General features: G+C 34.7%; 19 protein-coding genes. 15 read left to right on the top strand and 4 right to left on the bottom strand.

The window, feature by feature from the left end; genetic code table 11:
• Nucleotides 1-146 precede the first annotated feature (146 nt).
• The gene (locus AB6B24_RS04300; RefSeq protein ID WP_311802719.1) at nucleotides 147-1721 is read left to right on the top strand and encodes a zinc ABC transporter substrate-binding protein AdcA; all 1575 of its coding nucleotides are present in this window, start codon (nucleotides 147-149) and stop codon (nucleotides 1719-1721) included.
• A 97-nt stretch (nucleotides 1722-1818) separates the two neighbouring features.
• Here the strand turns inward: AB6B24_RS04300 and AB6B24_RS04295 are convergent, their stop codons facing one another.
• Together AB6B24_RS04295 and AB6B24_RS04290 are read right to left on the bottom strand one after the other, a co-directional pair.
• Complete coding sequence (locus AB6B24_RS04295) at nucleotides 1819-3204, bottom strand: M24 family metallopeptidase (protein WP_311802718.1); 1386 nt, start codon at nucleotides 3202-3204, stop codon at nucleotides 1819-1821.
• On the bottom strand, nucleotides 3197-3958 hold the full coding sequence (locus tag AB6B24_RS04290; protein ID WP_311802717.1) for a DeoR/GlpR family DNA-binding transcription regulator: 762 nt from the start codon (nucleotides 3956-3958) through the stop codon (nucleotides 3197-3199). Before AB6B24_RS04290 ends, AB6B24_RS04295 begins: the two co-directional genes overlap by 8 nt.
• A gap of 195 nt (nucleotides 3959-4153) precedes the next feature.
• Here AB6B24_RS04290 and AB6B24_RS04285 point away from each other — a divergent pair, with 195 nt between their 5' ends.
• The 7 genes from AB6B24_RS04285 to AB6B24_RS04255 all read left to right on the top strand — a co-directional run bounded on the left by AB6B24_RS04285 (nucleotide 4154) and on the right by AB6B24_RS04255 (nucleotide 11940).
• Nucleotides 4154-4885 carry an alpha/beta hydrolase gene (locus AB6B24_RS04285; protein WP_369164202.1) on the top strand — a complete coding sequence of 244 codons (732 nt, stop codon included), beginning with the start codon at nucleotides 4154-4156 and terminating at the stop codon, nucleotides 4883-4885.
• 92 nt (nucleotides 4886-4977) lie between these two features.
• A complete protein-coding gene (locus tag AB6B24_RS04280; protein WP_021462679.1) occupies nucleotides 4978-5523 on the top strand; it encodes a GNAT family N-acetyltransferase in 546 nt (181 codons plus the stop codon).
• Nucleotides 5524-5745: 222 nt separating this feature from the next.
• Nucleotides 5746-6594 carry a ribosome biogenesis GTPase YlqF gene (gene ylqF / locus AB6B24_RS04275; RefSeq protein ID WP_311802713.1) on the top strand — a complete coding sequence of 283 codons (849 nt, stop codon included), beginning with the start codon at nucleotides 5746-5748 and terminating at the stop codon, nucleotides 6592-6594.
• Nucleotides 6595-6705: 111 nt separating this feature from the next.
• Entirely contained in the window at nucleotides 6706-7482 is a 777-nt protein-coding gene (locus AB6B24_RS04270; protein ID WP_311802711.1) for a ribonuclease HII, read from the top strand.
• A 552-nt stretch (nucleotides 7483-8034) separates the two neighbouring features.
• The gene (locus AB6B24_RS04265) at nucleotides 8035-8865 is read left to right on the top strand and encodes an XRE/MutR family transcriptional regulator (protein WP_311802709.1); all 831 of its coding nucleotides are present in this window, start codon (nucleotides 8035-8037) and stop codon (nucleotides 8863-8865) included.
• 143 nt (nucleotides 8866-9008) lie between these two features.
• Nucleotides 9009-10520 carry a glutamate:gamma-aminobutyrate antiporter gene (gene gadC / locus AB6B24_RS04260; RefSeq protein WP_038600763.1) on the top strand — a complete coding sequence of 504 codons (1512 nt, stop codon included), beginning with the start codon at nucleotides 9009-9011 and terminating at the stop codon, nucleotides 10518-10520.
• A gap of 19 nt (nucleotides 10521-10539) precedes the next feature.
• Nucleotides 10540-11940 (top strand): glutamate decarboxylase, encoded by a 1401-nt coding sequence (locus AB6B24_RS04255; protein ID WP_311802706.1) that lies wholly within the window; start codon nucleotides 10540-10542, stop codon nucleotides 11938-11940.
• Nucleotides 11941-12048: 108 nt separating this feature from the next.
• Here AB6B24_RS04255 and AB6B24_RS04250 read toward each other — a convergent pair whose 3' ends face one another.
• A complete protein-coding gene (locus AB6B24_RS04250; protein WP_003130180.1) occupies nucleotides 12049-12795 on the bottom strand; it encodes a mechanosensitive ion channel family protein in 747 nt (248 codons plus the stop codon).
• Between the two features lie 160 nt (nucleotides 12796-12955).
• On the opposite strand from AB6B24_RS04250, the gene AB6B24_RS04245 reads away from it, so the two are divergent.
• A complete protein-coding gene (locus AB6B24_RS04245) occupies nucleotides 12956-13978 on the top strand; it encodes a branched-chain amino acid aminotransferase (RefSeq protein WP_003130182.1) in 1023 nt (340 codons plus the stop codon).
• Between the two features lie 32 nt (nucleotides 13979-14010).
• Here AB6B24_RS04245 and AB6B24_RS04240 read toward each other — a convergent pair whose 3' ends face one another.
• On the bottom strand, nucleotides 14011-14622 hold the full coding sequence (locus AB6B24_RS04240) for a sugar O-acetyltransferase (RefSeq protein ID WP_058204666.1): 612 nt from the start codon (nucleotides 14620-14622) through the stop codon (nucleotides 14011-14013).
• A 168-nt stretch (nucleotides 14623-14790) separates the two neighbouring features.
• Here AB6B24_RS04240 and gltB point away from each other — a divergent pair, with 168 nt between their 5' ends.
• The 6 genes from gltB (at nucleotide 14791) to AB6B24_RS04210 (ending at nucleotide 24032) form a co-directional block, all read left to right on the top strand.
• Nucleotides 14791-19251: a glutamate synthase large subunit gene (gltB, locus tag AB6B24_RS04235; RefSeq protein WP_369164198.1), complete on the top strand. Its 4461-nt coding sequence runs from the start codon at nucleotides 14791-14793 to the stop codon at nucleotides 19249-19251.
• Complete coding sequence (locus AB6B24_RS04230; protein ID WP_311802703.1) at nucleotides 19251-20690, top strand: glutamate synthase subunit beta; 1440 nt, start codon at nucleotides 19251-19253, stop codon at nucleotides 20688-20690. The genes gltB and AB6B24_RS04230 overlap by 1 nt, the downstream gene beginning before the upstream one ends.
• A gap of 115 nt (nucleotides 20691-20805) precedes the next feature.
• Entirely contained in the window at nucleotides 20806-22065 is a 1260-nt protein-coding gene (gene lysA, locus AB6B24_RS04225) for a diaminopimelate decarboxylase (RefSeq protein WP_311802701.1), read from the top strand.
• Nucleotides 22066-22216: 151 nt separating this feature from the next.
• Entirely contained in the window at nucleotides 22217-22456 is a 240-nt protein-coding gene (locus AB6B24_RS04220) for a YneF family protein (RefSeq protein WP_003130191.1), read from the top strand.
• A gap of 154 nt (nucleotides 22457-22610) precedes the next feature.
• Nucleotides 22611-23426: a glutamate racemase gene (gene racE / locus AB6B24_RS04215; protein ID WP_311802699.1), complete on the top strand. Its 816-nt coding sequence runs from the start codon at nucleotides 22611-22613 to the stop codon at nucleotides 23424-23426.
• The gene (locus tag AB6B24_RS04210; protein WP_311802697.1) at nucleotides 23427-24032 is read left to right on the top strand and encodes a nucleoside-triphosphate diphosphatase; all 606 of its coding nucleotides are present in this window, start codon (nucleotides 23427-23429) and stop codon (nucleotides 24030-24032) included.
• Nucleotides 24033-24053: the final 21 nt, after the last annotated feature.

Below are 24053 nucleotides of genomic sequence, written 5' to 3'. Positions count from 1 at the left end.
GATATACTTAACTGGTTAACTATATAAGGAGGTGTCTTTTGAAAAGTGAAATTTAATAGAAATTAAATATTTTTTTGACTATAAAGTTAACCGGTTAATCAACTACTAACTGGTTTGATATTTATCTCTAGAGTAAATGAGTAAAGATGATTATTTTTAGGAGGATTTTAAGAGTGAACTTAATCAAGTATAAGAAAAAATGGATTATTAGTGTATGTTTAGGATTAGTGGCTTTAATATTTTTAGCTGCTTGTCAGAATACAAATTCAAAAGAAAATGAAAAAAACGCCAGTTCAAAACTATCAGTTGTTACCACTTTTTATCCCGTTTATGAATTCACAAAGAATGTTGTGGGTGAGGCTGGAGAAGTATCACTATTAGTAGCAGCAGGTACAGAGCCTCATGATTATGAGCCTTCAGCAAAAGATATGTTGAAAATTAATCAATCAGATCTTTTTGTTTATCATAATGATAATATGGAAACTTGGGTAGGAAAGTTGAAAAATACTTTGGGAGAAAAATCGCCCAAGATTATCGAAGGAACAAGAGAAATTGTTTTACTTCCAGGTTCTGATGATGAGCATGAGCACTCAGAAAATGAAAGTGATCATCATCATGAGTATGACCCACATACTTGGCTTTCACCAAAGATGGCGATTAAAGAAGTAAAGACAATTGAAGCTCAATTAAAGAAACTCTATCCTAAACAAGCTAATCTTTTCAATGAAAATGCTGAAAAATATGTTAAAAAATTAAGTAAACTTGATCAAAAATACAGTGAAGAACTAAAAGATGCTAAGCAGAAAAATTTTGTGACTCAACATGCTGCTTTCCGCTATTTAGCATTAGACTATGGTCTTAATCAATTGTCTATTGCAGGTTTAAATCCTGACAAAGAGCCTTCAGCTAAAAGATTGGGGGAATTAAAAAAATATGTTGAAGCTAATAGTATTCAGTATATTTATTTTGAAAAAAATGCTAATGATAAATTTGCCAAAACACTCGCCAAAGAAGCAAAAGTAAAAGTTGAGGTGCTTAATCCATTAGAAAGTTTGACGAAGAAAGAACTTTCAGAAGGCGGGAATTATATCAAAGTTATGGAACAAAATTTAATAGCCCTGAAGAAAACAACAGAAACTGAAGGAAAAGAAATTCAGGCAGAAGAGAAAAGTAAAGAACTAAAAACGGTTGCCAATGGTTATTTTCCTGATGTTGATGTGAAAAACCGTTCCTTAAGTGATTATAGTGGAAATTGGCAATCTGTCTATCCTCTCTTGGAAAAAGGAACATTAGACCAAGTGTTTGAGCTTAAATCAAAAATTAATAAAGATATGTCAGCTGCTGACTATAAGGATTATTACACAAAGGGTTATAAAACGGATGTTGACCAAATTTTAATAGATGATAAAACGATGAGTTTCGTTAAAAATGGGGTAAAAGAGAGCTATACATATCAATATAAAGGCTTCAAAATTCTAAACTATAGTAAAGGAAACCGAGGGGTTCGCTATTTATTTGAATCAAATGATCCCAAAGCTGGTGAATTTAAATATGTTCAATTTAGTGATCATAATATTAGCCCCGTAAAGACAAGTCATTTTCATATTTTCCATGGTGGAGAAAGCCAAGAAAAAGTTTTGGCTGAATTAGAAAATTGGCCAACTTATTATCCGAAAAAGTTGACGGGCTTTGAGATTGCTCAAGAAATGATTGCACATTAGAAGTAGTAGATATTTGTCTACGTAAATATTCAAACATATTAAAAAAAGAAAGAAGAATTCTGCTGAATAGAATTCTTCTTTTTTATAAGTATTAACTTTATTTAACTTTCAAAGCTTTCGACTTTTCTAAGAGGAAAGGTCTTAGGTAGCCCACTGTATTTGATAAAGGGAGCACATCTGGACTTAAATTGATGTTTAATTCATTTATGAGGTAGTTTCTTCGTGTTATAATTCTTTGCCATAGTTCGGGATATTCATTTTTAAGCTCATTTTGAAGTGACTGATCAGCAACAGCTACGCATTCTTCAGCACTTACGCCTGCTAAACCTTCCACAGATGGAATAATATCAATTTGGAAAATCATTCCACTAGCAATTTTCAGTTTTGAATTTTGATAGAAAGGAGAGGCCATCCATTCTTCATCAGCGACATAGTGTCCTGGATTTAAATGCCAATTATACTTTGCTTTTGACAAATTTTCATCAATCATTTTATAAAAATCATTTCCCAACATCCCGATGGAAATATTTTCTAGCCAAGAAACGACTCCTTTATAATAAGGAATGACAAGATCAGTAAGATAATGTTTTTGATTATCTGGCAATTCTTTTTCCTCATTAATTAAAAAACCAGTTCGACTAGACAAGCCTCCTTTGAAACCTGTTGTCATTGAAATTGGTTCGCCAAAATTTATTTCTTTATAAGTGGGATAGAAGTTGGCTTTTTTAAATCTTTCTCCAGAAGCTGCAATTGTAATTACAGAATGGGCTTGCCCTTCGTCAGAGAGTATTGCGCCAATTTCACTTTCTTTCATTCCTATTTTAAGCTGATTCATGGCATTTAGAATGCAACGAGAGGCAAGATTTGCTCCATATTCATAATGCGCGAGTTCGTTTGCATTGTTTATCGTCCGAATTCCTTTTGGACCAATGAGGAGGTGAGCAGCGTTAGTTACAATTGTATCTGTTGAGAGTGAATTCTTTACTGCGTCTACGATAAAGTAGGGAAGATCAAATAATTCTGAAGGCTCTTCATTTTGTGTGGTAAACATCTTCCAGCCAATCAAGCCGATTTTTTTGTTTTTATAAAGTTCTAACTCCTTAAAAATCTGAGTTAGACTTTTTTCGTTATCCATGGGTTGATTTGGCAAAGAAAATTGAGGGTAATGAATAAGGTTAGCTTCAATTCTTGAGTGTTTAGACATTTTTAAATTCTCATTACCCAAAACAAGTGTGGCTTTATCATTTTTATCAATAATGAGTAATCCTTCTTCAAAACGTGGAATAAATCCAGTAAAGTATTCAAAATTGCTGCCATGTTCTTTGTCTGCATAGATAATTAATGCATCGTATTGTTCTTTAGCCATTATTGTTAAAAGTTTTTCTTTTCGGTCCTTTAATGTTTTGTCCGTTAGTGTAACCGGTGGAACATTGTTAAAGAGCTTTGGTTCGTTTATTTTTTCGTAAACAATTTCTTTATTCATTTATAGTCACCACTTTCACATTATTATCATTTAAATTATTCATCAATTCACCTTCAATTTTTTCATCGGTGATGAGATAGTCTATTTCTTTTAAATCACAAATTTTAAAGAATCCTTCTTTATTAAGTTTGGTATGATCTGCTAAGGCTATGACTTGCTTTCCTTGTTGAATCATTTTTCTTTTGACGAGGCCTTCCTCTTCAGTATGAATAAATAAACCATTATTAGAAAGAGCGAAAACGCCTAAAATTGTAAAATCAACTTGATATTGAGAGAGTTTTTCAACGGTTTCCTCGCCGTACAAGAATAGTTGATTCTTGTTTAATTTTCCGGGAAGAAGTTGTACAGTTGCGTTCTCATACTTCGAAAGTAATATTGCATTGGTGAGGGAGTTTGTGATGGTTGAGATAGAGAAGTTATCAAGTTGTTTTATAGCAGCTTCGACGGTTGTTGATGAATCAAAAATAAGAGTGCTATGATCTTTTATGAGATTTTTTATTTTACTTGCTATTTTTTTCTTTAAACTGCTGGAAATATTTGAGCGTTCTTCATAATTCAAAATCTCAGCCTCTTTGCCGATTGGAATTGCTCCACCGTGAACACGATGCAATTTTTTTCTGGATTCTAACTTTATTAAATCTCTCCTAATTGTATCTTTTGAAACTTCAAGTTTTTGAGCTAGAAAATCAATTGTGGCACTGCCTTCTTTATCAACGATTTGGCTAATTTTGGATAGTCTTTCTTCTAATAACATTCTCTCTCCTTTTTAACTATCATAACATAGCGCATAAAAATAAGCAATATACTGCAATTATTTAATTTAAAATATGATAAAAATGCAAGATAATGCAAATAGATTTTTTATCTTATTATTATAAATATATAATCGTTTTAGTTTTTGTTGTCATGTTATAATAATTATAATATCAATATGGAGAATGAAGTAAGAATGAAAAAAAGTAAGTTAAAGAAAATTTTAGGTTTTTCGGGAGTGGTAATACTGATAATTGCTACTTTTATATTTTTTTACCTTAAGACGAATAGCTATCATCCTACTTCTGAAGGTTTAAAAATTTCACAAAAAGCTGAAGTTCAGAATGATACTCTTGTATTTAAAGGAAATCCTAATAAAACAAGCATTATCTTTTATCAGGGGGCTCTAGTAGATAATAAGAGGTATAGTATTTGGGCAAATAAACTTGCTAAAGTAGGATATACGGTTTATCTAATAAAAGAACCTTTAAATTTAGCGGTGTTGAATCCAGATAAAGCTTCTACAATTATTAAAGCGAATAAAATCAATAAATATGTGGTCGGTGGCCATTCATTAGGTGGGGTGATTGCAAGTCGGTTTGCAGAAAAAAGAATATCTGATTCATCATTAAAAGGAGTCTTCTTTTTAGCTAGTTATCCTGATAAAAAAGGAAGTCTAACTAATTTTAATGGAGGCATATTATCTATAGTTGGTTCTCAAGATGGGGTCCTAAACTGGTCATCATATCAAAAGGCAAAACAATATCTTCCACAACAAACGAAGTATATCACTATAGAAGGTGGAAACCATAGTGGATTTGGGAGCTATGGTTTTCAAAAAGGAGATAAAAAGGCGTCAATTTCTAATCTTCAACAGCAAGAAGCAATCTTTCAAACATTAAATAATTGGCTTATAAGACTAGATTAGATACTTTATACTAATAGTAAAAGGACTTCATTATGACCTCTAAATCTTTTTTGATATAATCGATATATTACCCTTAAAGTAGAGGAGAAATAATGAATTTAGAAATAAAAAATGTATCTAAAACTTTACCGGAATATCGTCAAGCCATAGATTTAGTTAAAAATTCTTTTCCTAAAGAAGAACAATATCCAATTTGGCTGTTAAAACTTTGGGCTTTGAAGAAAAATGTACATTTTTGGGCGTTCTATCAAAATGATGAATTTTGTGGTATTTCTTACCTTGTGAGTCATGAAGAGATGACTTTTGTTTTATATTTAGCAGTTAATAATCAGGTTCAGTCTAAAGGTTATGGTTCAGCGATTTTAGAAACTTTAAAAGAAAAATTTTCAGGTAAAAATATTACTTTGAACATTGAGAGACTTGATCCGAGTGCAGATAATTATGAACAGAGAGTAAAACGTCTAAAATTCTATAAAAAGAATGGCTTTTATGATACAGACTACACGATTACTGATCGGGGAGAAACTTTCTTAACTTTGACAACATCACCTTCTTTCTCTGTGGAGGTTTTTAAAAAGGTCTTAAGAGAATTAACTTTGGGTCTTGATTTATTAAAAATCGGAAAATCTGAATCCTGAAAATTGAGGATTACAAAAAAAGTTGAAAAATGCTAAAATGGATAAGGTAATCTTTGTCCATTTTTTATATTCTTTTGGGTTTAAAAGAGGGCAAAAATTAGAATTCAAATTTGTATTCTTTTAGTAGAATAAAAACTCAGCTAAGTCTTGATTCTTATCTGAATGTGAAATTAGAAATATATAAAAGCTGTAGAGATTACAGTTGATTTGAGGAGTATTAATATGGTGATACAATGGTTTCCTGGGCATATGTCCAAAGCACGTCGTCAGGTGCAAGAAAATTTAAAATATGTTGATTTTGTGATTGAATTGGTTGATGCTCGTCTCCCTATTTCTTCACGTAATCCGATGTTGGGGCAAATTATTGGGGATAAACCAAGAATTATTGCTTTAAATAAAGCTGATTTAGCTGATTCTAATGCAGTAGCACAATGGATTGAATATTTTGATGAACAAGGTTTTATAACTTTAGCCATTAATTCTAAAGAAGAATATACAGCAAAAAGATTAACTGTTGCTGCTAAAAAATTGATGGCTGATAAGGTCGCTCATGATAAAGAGCGTGGCATTGCTCATACTACTTTGCGAACAATGATTATCGGAATTCCGAATGTAGGGAAGTCAACTTTGATGAATCGCTTAGCAGGTAAAAAAGTTGCAGTGACTGGAAACCGTCCAGGGGTAACTAAGGGTCAACAATGGATTCGAACCAATAAAGAATTAGAATTATTGGACACACCAGGTATTCTTTGGCCAAAATTTGAAGATCAACTTGTTGGTTTAAAATTAGCTTTGACTGGGGCAATTAAGGATGATTTATTGCCAATGGATGAGGTAACAATTTTTGGATTAAATTATTTTTTGAAGAATTATCGAACAGTCACAATGAAACGATATCGAATGACAGAAGAAGATTTGGAGCTTGAAATTCCAGATTTAATTATGGAGTTGACCGCAAGATTTGGTTTCCGTGATGATTATGATCGCTTCTATAATATGTTCGTCAAAGATGTTCGAGATGGAAAACTGGGCTTGTTCTGTTTGGACGAAGTCGGAGTTGACGGACTTTGATTTTATGATTGTGTGATTACTGACAGATTTTCAGTGTCAATAACATAAATAATATTATGTAAAATTACTGACAGAAAAGCTGTCAGTAATTTTTGAGAGTTGGTGAGTAAAATGGGACAAACCATTAAAGAAATTAAAGCGACCTTAGCCAAATTGACAGACTTGTCAGCAAAAGAATTCTTAGAATATGAAGCTGATGAAAGGGTTGGGGTTCAAGCAGCACTTAAAAGTAGGAAAAAACAAATTTTAGCAGAGTTAGCAGAAGAGGCTCGTTTGGAACAAATGTTGGAATTTGAGAAAGAACTTTACGGTCAAGGAATTCAATTAATTGCAGGTATTGATGAAGTTGGTCGTGGACCACTTGCTGGTCCTGTAGTGACTGCGGCAGTCATTTTACCTAAAAATTGTAAAATTCGGGGTTTAAATGATAGTAAAAAAGTGCCAAAATCAAAACATCATGCTATTCTATCTGAAATTCAAGAAAAAGCTTTAGCAATAGGAATTGGGATTGTTGATGCAGAAAAAATTGATGAAGTAAATATTTATGAAGCAACAAAAATTGCAATGATTCAAGCAGTATCAAAATTATCTGTTAAACCTGAGCATCTCTTAATTGATGCTATGGTTTTGGATTTACCTATTGCACAGACAAAAATTATTCACGGAGATGCTCGCTCAGCCTCGATTGCAGCGGCCTCAATTGTTGCTAAAGTAACTCGTGATGAAATGATGAAAGAGTTTGCTCGTGAATTTCCTGAGTATGATTTTGAACATAATGCTGGTTATGGAACAGCAAAACATCTTGAAGCTCTAACAAAATATGGTATCACAAGGATTCATCGCAAGTCCTATGAGCCGATTAAAACAATGGTCAATTTTAAATCGTAGATTCTGTCAGTAAAAATATGTAAAACGTGAACCTTATCTGTTCACGTTTTTTTGCTGACAGGTCTGTCAGTAATTATTTAGGCTATTACTTCTTTAATAAAAACTAATTTTATATTAACCTAAATGACATAATAAATAAAGAGATTTTTTTATAGAATTAGTTACTCATAAAATATTTGAAATTGGTATAGTTACATCTGTTATAATTTCCAATATTTTTTAATAATAATTATTTTAACAAAAGACTTATATCAAAATTCTGATAGATCAGATGATGAGCCCAGTATAAGCTTTTAAACTGTTTTCTTTAATATCCTAAGAGAAATATAAAGTAATATAAATGTTTTTTATTATAAATTATGTAAGATATACTTTTTGTATGAACTGGTATAAATTTGACGACTAAGTTCTAAATAAGTTATAATCTCAATTGCGTAATTTCTTAAATACAGAAATAACAGCTACATTGATATACTGATTAAAGAGTATAGCTAATGAACTGTTATAAATCTTGAAAAAACAATAAAAATAATAGTTTGGGGGATGTTGAGAATGTATAAAAAATATGGAGATTGTTTTAAAAAGTTACGAAACCAAAAGAATTTAGGATTATCATACTTTAGTAAATTAGGAATAGACCGTTCAAATATATCTAGATTTGAACATGGAAAGTGTATGATGAGTTTTGAGCGCATAGATTTGATGTTAGAAGAAATGCAAGTGCCATTAGCTGAGTACGAATTGATAGTAAATAATTATATGCCGAATTTCCAAGAATTTTTTATATTAGAATTGGAAAAAGCTGAATTTAGTCAAAATCGAGATAAAATAAAAGAGTTATATTCTGAGGTTAAAGAAACAGGGAATCATTTACTGACGATTACCGTTAAAACGAAGCTTGGGACTATTAGTCAGACAGAAGTTAAGGAAATTGAAACTTATCTTTGTAATATTGAAGAGTGGGGATATTTTGAACTAACTTTATTCTATTTTGTATCTGATTATCTCAATGTCAATCAATTGGAATTGTTGCTTTTTAACTTTGACAAAAGATGTGAAAATTACTGTAGAGTCTTAAAATATAGAAGGAGACTATTGCAAATAGCCTATAAAAGCGTTGCGATATACGCGGCTAATGGAGAAAGAGCAAAAGCCGAAAATATTTTAGAAATGACTAAAAAATATCGAACTGTAGGTGTCGATTTATATTCTGAAGTATTAAGACATCTTGCCAGAGGTATCATTATTTTTAATTTTGAAAATGCAGAAGTAGGAGAAGAAAAAATAAATTATGCGCTTGAAACTTTGGAAGAATTTGGAGGAATGAAGATAAAAGAATTCTACCAGAAAAAAATGGAAAAGTATTTGAAAAAGTCAGTTTAGTCTCTTTTGAGCTGTTGCTTTAAAGCAACAGCTCAAAAGAGATTTTTTTTATCCTGGAGCATATACTAGAAAATGAAGATGAGTTGTATGAAGCTATATAACATATCTTTTAAAAAATTCAATCATAAATATAAGGAGGTATGATGAATCAAAAAAAATTATCATTATTCGGTTTTTTTGCATTAACCGCTTCAATGGTTTTGACTGTCTATGAGTATCCTACTTTTGCCACGTCAAAATTACATTTGGTGTTCTTTTTACTTCTCGGAGGACTACTCTGGTTTTTGCCCGTAGCGCTCTGTGCAGCAGAAATGGCGACGGTTGAAGGTTGGAAAAATGGTGGAATTTTTAGTTGGGTAAGCCAAACTTTAGGGGAGCGCTTTGGTTTTGCAGCCATATTTTTTCAGTGGTTCCAAATTACAGTTGGCTTTGTCACTATGATCTATTTCATTTTAGGGGCCCTCTCTTATGTGTTAAATTTTCAGGCACTTAATACAGATCCATTGATTAAATTTATTGGTTTACTAATCATTTTTTGGGGATTGACATTTTCTCAGTTAGGTGGGACACAAAGAACGGCAAAATTGGTAAAAGCTGGTTTCATAGTTGGAATAGTGATTCCATCGATGATCTTGTTTGGATTAGCTGCTGCATATTTTATCGGAGGTAATCCGATAGAGATACCAATTAATAAGCATGCTTTTGTACCAGATTTTTCACAAGTATCAACTTTAGTAGTTTTTGTTTCTTTTATTCTTGCTTATATGGGGGTAGAAGCTTCAGCTTCGCACATTAATGAACTTGAAAATCCAAAGAGAAATTATCCCTTAGCAATGATTTTATTAGTAATTTTAGCTATTTCTTTAGATGCCATAGGTGGATTTTCTGTAGCAGCGGTTATTCCTCAAAAAGACTTATCATTAAGTGCAGGGGTAATTCAAACTTTTCAAACGTTAATCTTACATTTTAATCATCATTTGGGATGGTTAGTTAAAGTAATTGCACTAATGATTGCCTTTGGGGTTATGGGAGAAGTGAGTTCATGGGTTGTTGGTCCTTCTAGAGGGATGTTTGCAGCAGCACAAAGAGGCTTATTACCAAAATTTTTACGTAAAACAAATACGCATGAAGTCCCTGTTCCTTTAGTTATGATTCAAGGAATCATTGTTACACTTTGGGGCGCTGTATTAACTTTTGGAGGAGGAGGAAATAATTTATCTTTCTTAGTTGCCATTTCACTGACAGTAGTGATTTATTTGGTAGGTTATCTCTTATTCTTTATTGGTTACTTTGTTTTAATCTATAAAAAACAAAATTTAAAGCGTACTTATAATGTTCCAGGTAAAAGAGTTGGAAAAACAATCATTGCGGGAATTGGATTTTTATTATCAATTTTTGCTCTATTTATTTCCTTTGTTCCTCCAGCATCAATTGCGAAAAATGAGACTCATACTTATCAAATGATACTTCTTATAAGCTTTGTTGTGACCGCTATCTTGCCATTTATTGTTTATGAATTGCATGATAAAAGGGGACATGATACTATTGAAGAACCAAGGCACTTTAAAGCAAGAGATGTGAACCCCGCGATTTATCCAGCAGCTCGTGGTGAGCATCATATTATTAAAAAAGAAGAACATATCTTAAAACATTAAAAAATTGGAGGATGTACCTATGTTATACGGAAAAGAAAATCGCGATGAAGCAGAGTTCTTGGAACCAATTTTTGGTTCAGAAAGTGAACAAGTGGATTTGCCTAAATATAAATTAGCTCAACAATCAATTGAGCCTCGAGTGGCCTATCAGTTAGTTCAAGATGAAATGTTAGATGAAGGGAATGCTCGTTTAAATTTAGCCACATTCTGTCAAACTTATATGGAACCTGAAGCAGTCAAGCTAATGAGTCAGACCTTGGAAAAAAATGCGATTGATAAATCGGAATATCCAAGAACAACTGAAATTGAAAACCGTTGCGTCAACATGATTGCTGACCTTTGGAATGCGAGTGAAAAAGAAAAATTTATGGGGACTTCAACAATTGGTTCTTCAGAAGCTTGTATGCTTGGTGGAATGGCCATGAAGTTTTCTTGGCGCAAGCGAGCAGAAAAATTAGGATTAGACATTAATGCGAAAAAGCCAAACTTAGTTATTTCATCTGGTTATCAAGTTTGCTGGGAAAAATTCTGTGTTTATTGGGATATTGAAATGCGAGAAGTGCCAATGGATAGAGAACATATGTCAATCAATTTGGATAAAGTGATGGATTATGTTGATGAATATACGATTGGGGTAGTTGGAATTATGGGGATTACTTATACTGGTCGTTATGATGATATCAAAGCTTTGGATAATTTGATTGAAGAATATAATAAACAGACAGACTATAAAGTTTATATTCACGTAGATGCTGCTTCAGGAGGGCTTTATGCTCCCTTTGTTGAGCCAGAACTTGAGTGGGACTTCCGTTTGAAAAATGTCATTTCAATCAATACCTCAGGTCATAAATATGGGTTAGTTTATCCTGGTGTAGGTTGGGTTTTGTGGCGTGACAAAAAATATTTACCAGAAGAATTAATTTTTAAAGTAAGTTATCTTGGAGGAGAACTACCAACGATGGCCATTAATTTTTCTCATAGTGCCTCTCAATTAATTGGTCAATATTATAATTTTGTACGTTATGGATTTGATGGATATAAAGCTATTCATGAGAGAACGCATAAAGTAGCTATGTTTTTAGCAAAAGAAATTGAAAAAACTGGATTGTTTGAAATTATGAACGATGGGTCACAATTGCCAATTGTCTGCTATAAATTAAAAGAAGATTCAAATCGGGATTGGAATCTTTATGATTTGGCGGACCGTTTATTAATGAAGGGATGGCAAGTGCCTGCTTATCCACTTCCCAAAAATTTGGAAAATGAAATCATTCAACGCATAGTGATTCGAGCAGATTTTGGGATGAATATGGCATTTAACTATGTTCAAGATATGCAAGAAGCAATTGAGGCTTTAAATAAGGCTCATATTCTATACCATGAGGAACCTGAAAATAAAACTTATGGCTTTACTCACTAAAAAAAGCTGATATTCATCTTAGGAAAAAATAAAAGCGATATAGTTAATCTATATCGCTTTTATTTTGATGATAAATTTTTTTCTATCTAGTCATAAGTCTGTCAGTGATTATTTTTCATAATATTTATCTAAAATCTCCATTTTTAAAGGAGTAATCTTAGATAATGGGGCTGTTAAACTTGTTCTTAAGAAGAGTTTGTCTTCAATGTTGATAATTCCTAAATATTTAAGTTGAGGATAATTTGCATTAACTTCCATAATCTGATTTTTTCTTTCAATCAGATTTTCACTTGTTACTGGCACATCAAGATTGACAGTTCTTTCTTTGTATGAATAGTTTTTGAGGGCAGCAATATTTCGATTAGGAATAAAAGTCGTTGCGCCATCAGCGCCAATTACTGTAATTGAACGAATTCCTACAGTTTTTACGACCCCTTCGATGTCAAGGCCAGCAAAAGCCACAGTATCTCCAACGTTGATTTGATGTTCAACGATAATAAAGAAGCCATTGATAATATCAGCGACTAAATCTCGCCCAGCAAAACCTAGAGCAACTCCGAGAATACCAGCACCAGCAAGGATATTTGCAACAGGAATTCCGATGACTCCTAGAACAGTATAGATATAAAGAAAAACTGTAAGATAATGGATGGCACTGGTTGTCAGTCGAGAGAGGGTTAAAATTCTCGAAGTATCTGTCCATTTTTGCTCACTATAATTTTTAAATAAGCGTTTAACGATACGAGAGCCGGCTTGATAGAGAATAAAAAAAAGAATACTAATTAATAAAATTGTAATTGCTTTATCTAATAAAAATAAACCAAAGTCTTCCCAGTTTGTTTTTAATAAGTTCATTTTTGCTCCTTTGTTCAGTAATTTTATAAATTCATTTATAGAGAAATTGACTATATTTGAAAAAATTGTTTGAACTTTTACTGAATTTCATGAATATTTTCTTGTTTTATGTTACAGAAAATAATATAATCTATTATAACAAAAAAATTTGGAGGATGTTATGGCAATTAATTTAGACTGGGAAAATTTAGGATTCAGTTATCGGAACTTACCTTTTCGTTATATCGCTCGTTTTAAAGATGGAAAATGGAGTGCTGGAGAACTAACAGGAGATAATCAACTTCATATTAGTGAATCATCACCTGCTTTGCATTATGGTCAACAAGGTTTTGAAGGATTAAAAGCCTATCGAACAAAGGATGGTTCAATCCAACTTTTCCGTCCTGACCAAAATGCTGCTCGTTTGCAAAATACGGCGCGTCGACTTTGCATGGCAGAAGTTCCAACTGAAATGTTTATTGATGCAGTTAAACAAGTGGTGAAAGCCAACGAAGATTTTGTGCCTCCTTACGGAACGGGTGCAACGCTCTATCTCCGTCCACTTTTGATTGGGGTTGGTGATGTTATTGGTGTAAAACCTGCTGATGAATATATTTTCACCGTTTTTGCTATGCCAGTTGGTTCTTATTTTAAAGGCGGATTGGCTCCTTCAAAATTTGTAATTTCAAGAGATTATGATAGGGCAGCTCCACTTGGTACAGGTGGTGCCAAAGTTGGAGGAAATTATGCAGCTTCTTTACAAGCAGAAGTTGGTGCCAAAGCTTCAGGCTATGCAGATGCAATTTATCTTGACCCAAGCACACATACTAAAATTGAAGAAGTCGGGGCAGCAAATTTCTTTGGAATTACAGCTGATAATGAATTTATCACACCATTGAGTCCATCTATCTTACCTTCAATTACTAAATATTCTCTTCTTTATTTAGCTGAACATCGTTTGGGACTCAAAGCGATTGAGGGTGAAGTTTATGCCAAAGATTTAGGTAAATTTGTTGAAGCAGGAGCTTGTGGCACAGCAGCAATTATCTCTCCAATTGGTCGTATTGACGATGGAGAAGATTCTTATATTTTCCATTCAGAAACAGAAGTAGGACCAACGGTTAAACGTTTATATGATGAGTTGGTTGGCATTCAGTTTGGTGATGTTGAAGCACCAGAAGGCTGGATAGTTAAAGTTGATTAATTTAAAAAGCTAAAGAATACTCTTTAGCTTTTTTATTTTGAAATAAATAATTTATCTTTTTTAATCCATTCTTGATCCTCTGTTCGAATTGGACGAATCACTTGGCAAGGATTACCAGCAGCAATCACATTTTCTGGAATATCTTTGGTAACGACGCTTCCTGCACCAATAATACTATTGTCACCAATGCTTACACCAGGAAGAAGGCTGACATTTGCCCCCAGCCAAACTTGGTTCCCAACTGTAATTGGCTTTGAATAAACCCCACCAGCAGTTCTTAAACTTGGATCTTCCGAATGATTGGCAGCAAATAAACCACAGCGGGGGCCAAAGTAAACATTATTGCCAATCGTGACCTGATTACAGTCTAAAATAATCATATCATGATTAATGAGGACATTATCGCCAATTCTTATATTGAAGCCAAATTCACAGCGAAAATTAGATTCAATATAAGGATTTTTACCTAAATGTTCAAAAAGATTTTCTAAGATTTCTGGATGATAACCCTCATTGTTATTAATTTTTTGATTATAACGGCGGCTTTCAAAAAGGGCATGGTTACGATATTCAGACAAGTCTAAATCGGCGTCATCGTATGTTTTTCCTGAATTAATTAGTGTCTTTAATTGTTCCTTATTCATTCTTTTATCTTATGATTTTAGTTTCTTTTTGTCAATTGTAAGGGTTTTTATATTTTTGATAAAGCTACTAAAAATTACATTTATATATAATTGTCAGAATATATTGATATTTCATCGGAATTTTAGTAGAATAAAAGAACCAAATTGTAAAATAAAAGAGGTTGTGTTATGAATAAAAAAGCTAAACAAGCCATGAAAACGACACTTTGGCAGCCTGATTTTGAATCGGATGCTTGTGGAATGGGCTTCATTGCCCAAATTGACGGGAAAGCTAGTCACCTTTTAGTTGATAGAGCGCTGACCATGTTAACAAGGATGAATCATCGTGGTGGAACGGGTGCTGAACCAGAAACCGGAGATGGGGCAGGTATTTTACTTGCTTTGCCTGATGAATTCTTTCGTAAAATTGCAAAAGAACATGATGTAGAACTACCAAAACTTGGTGATTATGCCGTAGGGCAATTTTTCTTATCACGTAAGGAAAATAAAAAACATCAAGAATTAGAAGCGATTAAGGCAGCTGTTAAGGCTCAAGGCTATGAAGTCTTATTGACGCGCACAGTTCCTTTTAATTTTGAAGCATGTGGAGCAACGGCTCAAGGAATTATGCCGTCTTTTGTTCAAGTTTTTATTGAGAAAAAATCATCTGAAAAACCTGTCAGCGAAATTTCTAATTTTGAAAATGATTTATTTATTATCAGACGAAATCTTGAGAAACGTTTTGACGAAGAGGAATTATATATTTGTTCATTATCTAGTCAGACGGTCGTTTATAAGGGAATGCTTCACGCTTATCAAGTAAAACTCTTTTATCCTGATTTGTCTGATGAAGATTTCAAAAGTCATATTGCACTGACACATAGCCGTTTTTCTACCAATACTTTTCCCTCTTGGAATCGGGCTCAACCTTTTCGTTTTCTAGCACATAATGGCGAAATTAACACGCTTCGTGGAGCTGAAAACTGGATGAAAGTCAACGATATTGAAATGTACAATGAAGAAAATTCTGATTCAGCCAAATTAGAAAATTGTATGGAGTATTTCTATCGAAATGGTCGAGAACTTCCAGAAAGTTTACTGACCATGATTCCTGAGGCTTGGGGAGAACAAACTGGCTTAAGTCCAGAATTGAAAGCTTTTTACGAATATTCAACTGCTCATATTGCGCCTTGGGATGGACCGGCAGCTTTAGTATTTACTGACGGAAAAACCGTTGGGGCAAGACTTGATCGGAATGGTTTAAGACCAAGTCGTTATCTTGTGACAAAGGATAATTTTATCATTCTGTCAAGCGAATCTGGTGTGGTTGATATCCCATCCGATGAAATCATTGAAAAATCAGTTCTTGGACCTGGTAATATGTTGTTAGTAAATACTGACGAAGGAAAAATTATTCGTAATGAAGAAGTTAAGAGTTATTATGCTAATAAATATCCCTACCAAGAATTTCTGTCAGCAGGTTTGAAAAAACTGTCAGCATTGACAGAAAGTGAAAAAACAAATCCAATTCCGTCAGCAAAAATGAATACCTTATGGAAATTATTTGGTTATACTGACGAAGTCATTCGGACAGTGCTTTTACCAATGGCGGAATCAGCCAATGAACCTACAATTTCAATGGGCTTTGATGCTCCTTTGGCAGTTTTATCTGACCAAGCTCAATCACTTTATAATTTCTTCAAACAACAATTTGCTCAAGTGACCAATCCGCCAATTGATGCGATTAGGGAACAAATTGTCATTGGAACAGAAACCTATTTGGGAGAAGATGGGAATCCAGCAAAAATTACAGGTGAAAATGTCCGTAAGTTAAAATTAGACAGTCCAGTCCTTTCAACGGCTGATTTTGAAAAAATCTTAGCATTGAAGGAAGAACATTATCATACAGAAGTTATTTCCACCCTATATGATAAGGATGATCTTTTAGAAAATGCATTGAACAAACTCTTTTATAAGGCAGAAAGTTTGATTAATCAAGGAACAACTATTATCGTGCTTTCTGACCGTGACTTTGCTGAAAATAAAGTGCCGATGCCTATTTTACTTGCTTTGTCAGGACTTTATCATTATATGTTAGGACGTCATAATGCGTCTAAATTTGCAATTATTGTAGACACAGCTGAGGTCTGTGAAGTTCATCAATTTGCAGCGCTTGTAGGTTATGGCGTTTCAGGAATTCATCCTTATGGTGCATACGCAACCCTTTCAGACTGGGGTATGGGAGCACCTGAACAACTTGAAAATTTCCGTCATGCGGCAGAAAAAGGTATTGTTAAGGTCATGAGCCGGATGGGAATTTCAACAATTGTCGGTTATAAAGGGGCTCAACTTTTTGAAGCAATTGGTTTATCTAAAGAAGTTGTTGACAAGTACTTCACAGGTACGAGTACAAGAATTGGTGGACTTTCTCTTGCCCAAATTGAGGACGAATATCGTTTGCGATATGAGAAAGCTTATGGACATCGAGCACAGGATTTATTGGAAACAGGCGGTTCTTTCCAATACCGGGCGGATGAAGGAGAACATCATATCTATGACCCACAAATGATTTACCAAATTCAAAATGCTGTCCGTCAAAATGATTTTGAAAAATATAAAAAATATAGTCAGTATCTAAATGATATTGCTATAAAAACGCCGACAAGCTTACGTCACACTTGGAAAATCAAATCTGATCGGAAGTCCATTCAGATGAGCGAAGTAGAACCAGCTCGTGAAATTGTTAAACGTTTCAAAATTGGGGCCATGTCATTTGGATCATTGTCACAAGAGGCTCACGAATGTATTGCTCAAGCCATGAACTCTATTGGTGCAAAATCCAATTCGGGTGAAGGTGGTGAAAATGCAAAACGTTATGGCACAATCAATAATTCTAAAATTAAACAAGTCGCCTCTGGACGATTTGGTGTGTCAGCTGCTTATTTAATGTCTGCCGAAGAGATTCAAATTAAAATTTCGCAAGGTGCTAAACCAGGTGAAGGGGGGCAATTGCCAGGTAAAAAAGCTTTTCCTTGGGTGGCAGAAGTTCGAAACTCAACTCCAGGGGTAAGTTTAATTTCACCACCGCCTCATCATGATATTTATTCCATTGAAGATTTGTCGCAACTTATTTTTGACTTGAAAAAAATTAATCCTTATGCAAAAATCAACGTTAAGTTGGTTTCATCGACTGGTGTTGGAACAATTGCTACAGGATGTGTTAAAGCCGGAGCTGATAAAGTTGTTATTTCTGGCTATGATGGAGGAACCGGAGCAAGTCCTAGAAACTCAACAAGAGATGCAGGTCTCCCTTGGGAAATGGGACTGGCAGAAGCACATCAAACGCTTAGTTTGAACAATTTACGTGACCGAATGATTTTGGAAACTGATGGTAAAGTAGTCACAGGTCGAGATATTGCGATTGCTGCAATGCTAGGTGCTGAAGAATATTCATTTGGTAGTTTAGCTTTGGTTGCGATTGGATGTATCATGACAAGAAATTGTCATTTAAATACTTGTCCCGTAGGTATTGCCACACAAAATCCTAGATTAAGAGCAAATTTTGCTGGAAAACCAGAGCACATTGTGCGTTTAATGGAATTTATGGCTGAGGAAGTTCGAGAACTTTTAGCCGAACTTGGTTTTAGAACAATCAATGAATTGGTAGGTCATGCCGAGCTCTTGCAAGCTAAAGAAGATTTACCAGCTAAAATGCGAGGTTTGGACTTTAGCCGTATGCTTGGTCATGCCTTACCGATTGCAACAAGACATAGTGATCCTTTTGCTAATCCTCGTGCTTGGAAAGAGTTAGACCAATTTACGGAGGCTACACTTAATAATGGTTCTCAGGCAACGGTTCATGGCACGATTAAAAATATTAATCGAACAACGACCGCGCGGATGGCAGGTTGGATTGCTGAACGTTATGGTAATTTTGGTCTAAAAGATGCTTCTGTTTGCTATGAATATGAAGGGGTTGCTGGCCAGTCCTTTGGCTCTTACGCAACCGCTGGTATGGAGGTTACTTTGATTGGCGAAGCCAATGATTATATTGGAAAATCATTGTCAGGTGGCCGTTTGATTGTAAAACCACCTCTAGATGCCGCTTATGATATTGAAAATACTTCTATTGTGGGGAATGTTTCGCTCTTTGGGGCTATCGGTGGCGAAGCATATTTCCGAGGTCGTGCAGGTGAGCGCTGTGGTGTCCGAAATTCAGGAGCACATTTTGTTGTGGAAGGAACGGGTGACCATGGTTGTGAATACATGACTGGTGGTATCGCTGTTGTTCTTGGTACAACAGGTCGTAATTTTGCGGCTGGGATGTCTGGTGGTATCGCTTATGTTTATGATGTCGCTGGCAATTTTGAAAATAAAGTGAATCGGGAAATGGTAGATCTTTATGCTTTAGATGAAACTTCAGGTGATGAAGTTTTAGAAGAATTATTGAAGAAACATTTGAATTATACTGATTCAGCAAAAGCAAAATTTATTTTAGAACATTGGCAAACAGAACGCGAAAAATTTGTCAAAGTTTATCCAAGAGAATATCATCATATTAAAAATGTTGAAGAAGATTTGGCTAAAACAGGTTTGTCAGGCGAAGCGCTTACAATGACAACCTTTAAAAAAGTAACGGAGGTGAGCTAATGGCTGATCCAAATGGATTTTTAAATTATCCAAGAAATGATAATCCTTACCGTGAATTAGCGGAGCGGATAAAGGATTTTGCTGAACTGCAAGTTCCCTTATCTACTGAAGAACGACAAAAACAAGCGGCACGTTGTATGCATTGTGATGTTCCTTTTTGCCATCAAGGGATATTTTATGGGGGCAAACGGGCTGTCTCAGGTTGTCCAAATGATAATCATATTCCAGAGTGGAATGATTTGATTTATCGAGGACTACAAAGAAAAGCCTATGAACGTTTGATTTTAACCAATCCTTTTCCAGAATTTACTGGCAGAGTCTGTCCTGCTCCTTGTGAAAAATCTTGTGCTGAGGCCTTAAACGGTGCAGGAGTAACCATTAAAGATAATGAACGTTTCTTAGGTGATTTAGGAAATGATGAAGGTTGGGTGGCTGAAATTGGCAAAGCGGCGGAGCCAACAGGTTATAAAATAGCGATTATTGGGTCTGGACCTGCCGGTCTGTCAGCTGCTTGGCGTCTTAATCAATTGGGACATAGCGTTACTGTTTTTGAAAAATCAGATCGTTTGGGCGGCTTATTGATGTACGGCATTCCAAATATGAAATTGGATAAAAAAGTCGTTCAAAAACGGATTGATTTAATGACAGAACTTGGTGTGACTTTTGTCACCAATACTGAGATTGGAAAGACAATCAGTTACGAAGACCTGTCAGTAAATTTTGATAGAATTATTTTGGCGATTGGCGCAGGAATTCCACGTGATTTAAATATTTCAGGCCGTGAAGCAGTTGGAATTCGATTTGCCATTGATTTTCTGACAGAAACGACTAAAACTGTCCTTGAAGAGGGCGAAGATAATATTAGTCAATCATTAAAAGGAAAAAAAGTAGTTGTCATTGGTGGTGGAGATACAGGGAACGATTGTATCGGAACGGCAGTTCGTTTAGGAGCAACTTCGGTTTCTCAATTAGAAATCACACCAAGTTTACCTACTAATCGTTTAGATAATAACCCTTGGCCTGAGTGGCCAATGACCTTGAGAGCAGGTTATGGGCAAAAAGAAGCAGAATTTGTGGGAAATACTGATTTGACAACCTACCAAATGACTGCAACAGCTTTCCAAACTAATGCTGAAGGTCAACTTACAGGTTTAAAAGTAGCCAAAGTTGGACCTGACTTCAAGGCAGTAGAAGGGACTGAACAAGTAATTGAAGCTGACTTAGTTTTACTTGCTATGGGATTTGTTGGGACTGACACAGGATTACTGGATAAATTTGGTGTTCAAGAAATTTATGATGACTATCGAACAAATAATGACAAAGTTCTAGTAGCAGGCGATGCCAGACGAGGTCCGTCTTTGGTTATTTGGGCAATCCGTGAAGGAAGAAAAACAGCCGAAATTGTTGATGAACAATTAATAAAAGTCGCTACAGCATAATTTATCATTCTGTCAGTAAAAAAAGTTTCTGTCAGTAAAAATGGCAGGAACTTTTTTGTGTCCAAGCTTTTGATGATATGCTATACTTATAAATAATCTAAAAATGAGGTGAGAGATGAAGACACCATTTGTAACAAAAGAACAATTAGAACAAATCACAAAGGAATTTCCAACACCATTTCATCTTTATGATGAAAAAGGAATTCGTCAAAAAGCGCGTGACCTTCACAAAGCCTTTGCTTGGAATAAAGGATTTAAAGAATTTTTTGCTGTGAAAGCGACACCCACACCAGCTATTTTAAAAATTCTTCATGAAGAGGGGTGTGGAGTTGATTGCGCCTCTTATGTCGAATTGTTACTTTCCGAAAAATGTGGGTTTGACGGCTCTGAGATGATGTTTTCATCAAACGATACTCCAGCTGAAGAATTTCAATTTGCTAATCAATTGGGTGCGACAATCAATCTTGATGCCTATGAAGATATTGAATTTTTGAAAAATCTGACAAATTTTGTTTTTCCGGAAACAATGAGTTTGAGATACAATCCCGGTGGAGTTTTTGCCATGGGAACAAAAATTATGGATAATCCAGAAGAATCTAAATTCGGAATGACAAAAGCCCAACTCATCCAAGGAATTAAAGATTTGCAAAAATTAGGAGTGAAAAAATTTGGAATGCATAGTTTTTTGGCTTCAAATACAGTGACAAATGATTATTACCCAGAACTTGCCCGCAAGCTCTTTAAGCTTGCTTTAGAAATTCGAGAGGAAACTGGAATTACCCTTGATTTCATTAACTTATCAGGCGGAATTGGTGTGAACTATCGTCCTGATGAGGAGGCAAATGATATTGCAAAAATCGGACAAGGTGTTCACAAAGCTTATGATGAAGTTTTGAGCGCTAACGGAATAGAAAATCTAAAAATTTATACCGAATTGGGACGTTTTATGCTTGCTCCACACGGTCATTTGATTACAAAAGTTTTGCATCTTAAAGAAACTTATCGAAAATATGTTGGCGTTGATGCATCAGCAGTTAACTTGATGCGTCCAGCCTTTTATGATGCTTATCACCACATCACAGTTGCTGGAAAAGAAAATGATGAAGCGACTGAAATTTATGATATTACAGGTTCTTTATGTGAGAATAATGATAAATTTGCAAAAGAAAGAGCCTTTCCTCAAATAGAAATAGGGGATTTATTAGTGATTCATGATACTGGTGCTCACGGATTCTCAATGGGTTATCAGTATAATGCTAAATTAAGAAGTGCCGAAGTTTTGCTTCAAGAAGATGGAAAGACTCGTTTAATTCGTCGAGCAGAAAAGCCAGCTGATTATTTTGCAACATTGGATAGTTTTGATTTTACAATTTGAGAAATAAAAAGTTACTGACAGCTCCGTCAGTAACTTTTGCCTCATTTATCCTTTCTGTCAGTAATATAAAGTGCTGACAAAAGGACTAAAATTTGATATAATAAGATGTCATCAATGGCGAAAGCGTTTCGCCAAAATTAGGAGATTCAAAATGAATTTAATCTTAGCTATTTTGCTTATGGTTGTATGCCTTTTGGCGGGTTTTTTCTTGGGAACATGGTTCTCACAACGCCAAACAAAAAAATTACTTATGGATAACCCACCCCTTAATGAAGATGCTGTTCGTCTTATGATGGGATCTATGGGACGTAAACCAAGTGAAGTTCAAGTCCAACAAGTTCTTCGCCAAATTCGTGCTGCTGCAAAGCAATCAGACACAAACAAAAAATAAGCTATCATATACGCTGAGCGAAGCAGTAGAACACAAGTTCTAAACTCTCTCAGCGTTTGCTTTTATCATCATAAATAAAGTATCCATTATATTAAAAAATACAGATTTTGGATAAGAAAGAATTTGAATTAGATATTTTAAAAGGAGAAGAAAAATGGACAATCGACCAATCGGCCTCTTAGATTCTGGTGTTGGTGGACTGACTGTTGCTCGCGAACTCCTTAGACAACTCCCAAATGAAGAAATTGTCTACATAGGAGATACAAGAAGAGCTCCTTATGGTCCGCGTAGTCGTGAACAGATCATTGCGTTCACTTGGGACATGGTTAATTTTTTACTATCAAAAGATGTGAAAATGATTGTAATGGCCTGTAATACAGCAACAGCGATGGCCTTAGAAATTGTAAAAGAAAAACTAGATATACCGGTGATTGGTGTCATCCTACCCGGAGCAAGCTCAGCGATTCAAAAAACAAAAACAAACAAAATTGGTGTAATCGCCACTCAAGCTTCAATTCGTTCAGATGAATATCATAAAACAATTGCTCGTAAATCATCAGCAGTAGAAGTATATAGCCTAGCATGTCCAAAATTTGTTTCAATCGTTGAATCAAATGAAATGGAATCTGAAATTGCTAGAAAAGTTGTATCAGAAAGTCTTGTTCCACTAATTGGAAAAGTAGACACCTTAATTCTCGGTTGTACTCACTATCCTCTCTTACGTTCCTTAATCCAAGAAACAATGGGAAAAGAGGTGCGTTTGATTGATTCTGGAGCAGAGGCTGTACGAGATATCTCTGTTCTGCTCAACTATTTTTCAATAAATGGACAAGAACGTCAACCATTAAAACATCGTTTCTATACTACTGCGGGCGTTAATTCATTTCGAGAAATTGCAGAAAAATGGTTAAACATCGGACAACTTCAGATTGAACATACTGAAATAGAGAATTTCAATAAGGAAAAATAAATGGAAAAAACACTTATTATCGCAACAAGAAATTCAGGAAAAACAAAAGAATTTAAAAAATTATTTGCTGATTTCGGTTATGAAATCAAAGATTTAACAGATTATCCAGAACTTCCTGAAATTGAAGAAACTGGAACAACCTTTGAAGAAAATGCTCGTTTAAAAGCAGAACAAATCGCTGAACTTACTGGGCAAGTAGTTATTGGCGATGATTCAGGACTTTGTGTTGATGTCCTTGGTGGTTTGCCTGGCATTTGGTCGCATCGTTTCTCAGCTCCAGATCCTACTGATGAGAAAAATATCGCAAAACTTTTGCACGAACTGGCTCCAACGGCAATTACTCCAGAACGTAGAAGCGCACATTTTCATACTACGCTTGTGGCGGCAAAACCAGGCCGTGAGAGTTTAGTTGTAGAAGCAGATTGGGATGGCTATATTGCTCTCGCTCCTAAAGGAGAAAATGGTTTTGGCTATGATCCTATTTTCATGGTTGATGCCTTTAGAACAGCCGCAGAATTATCAGAAAAAGAAAAAAACCAAGTCTCTCATCGCGGACAAGCCTTGAGAAAATTAATGGCTGAACTTCCTGAGTGGCTTGACAAATAAGTTTAAATAAATTAACATAAA

This window comes from Lactococcus sp. AK05, from assembly GCF_041026685.1.
Taxonomy (GTDB): Bacteria; Bacillota; Bacilli; order Lactobacillales; family Streptococcaceae; genus Lactococcus; species Lactococcus lactis.
Note: the sequence above shows the minus strand (reverse complement) of the source record. Positions and strands in the feature narration are given on the sequence as shown.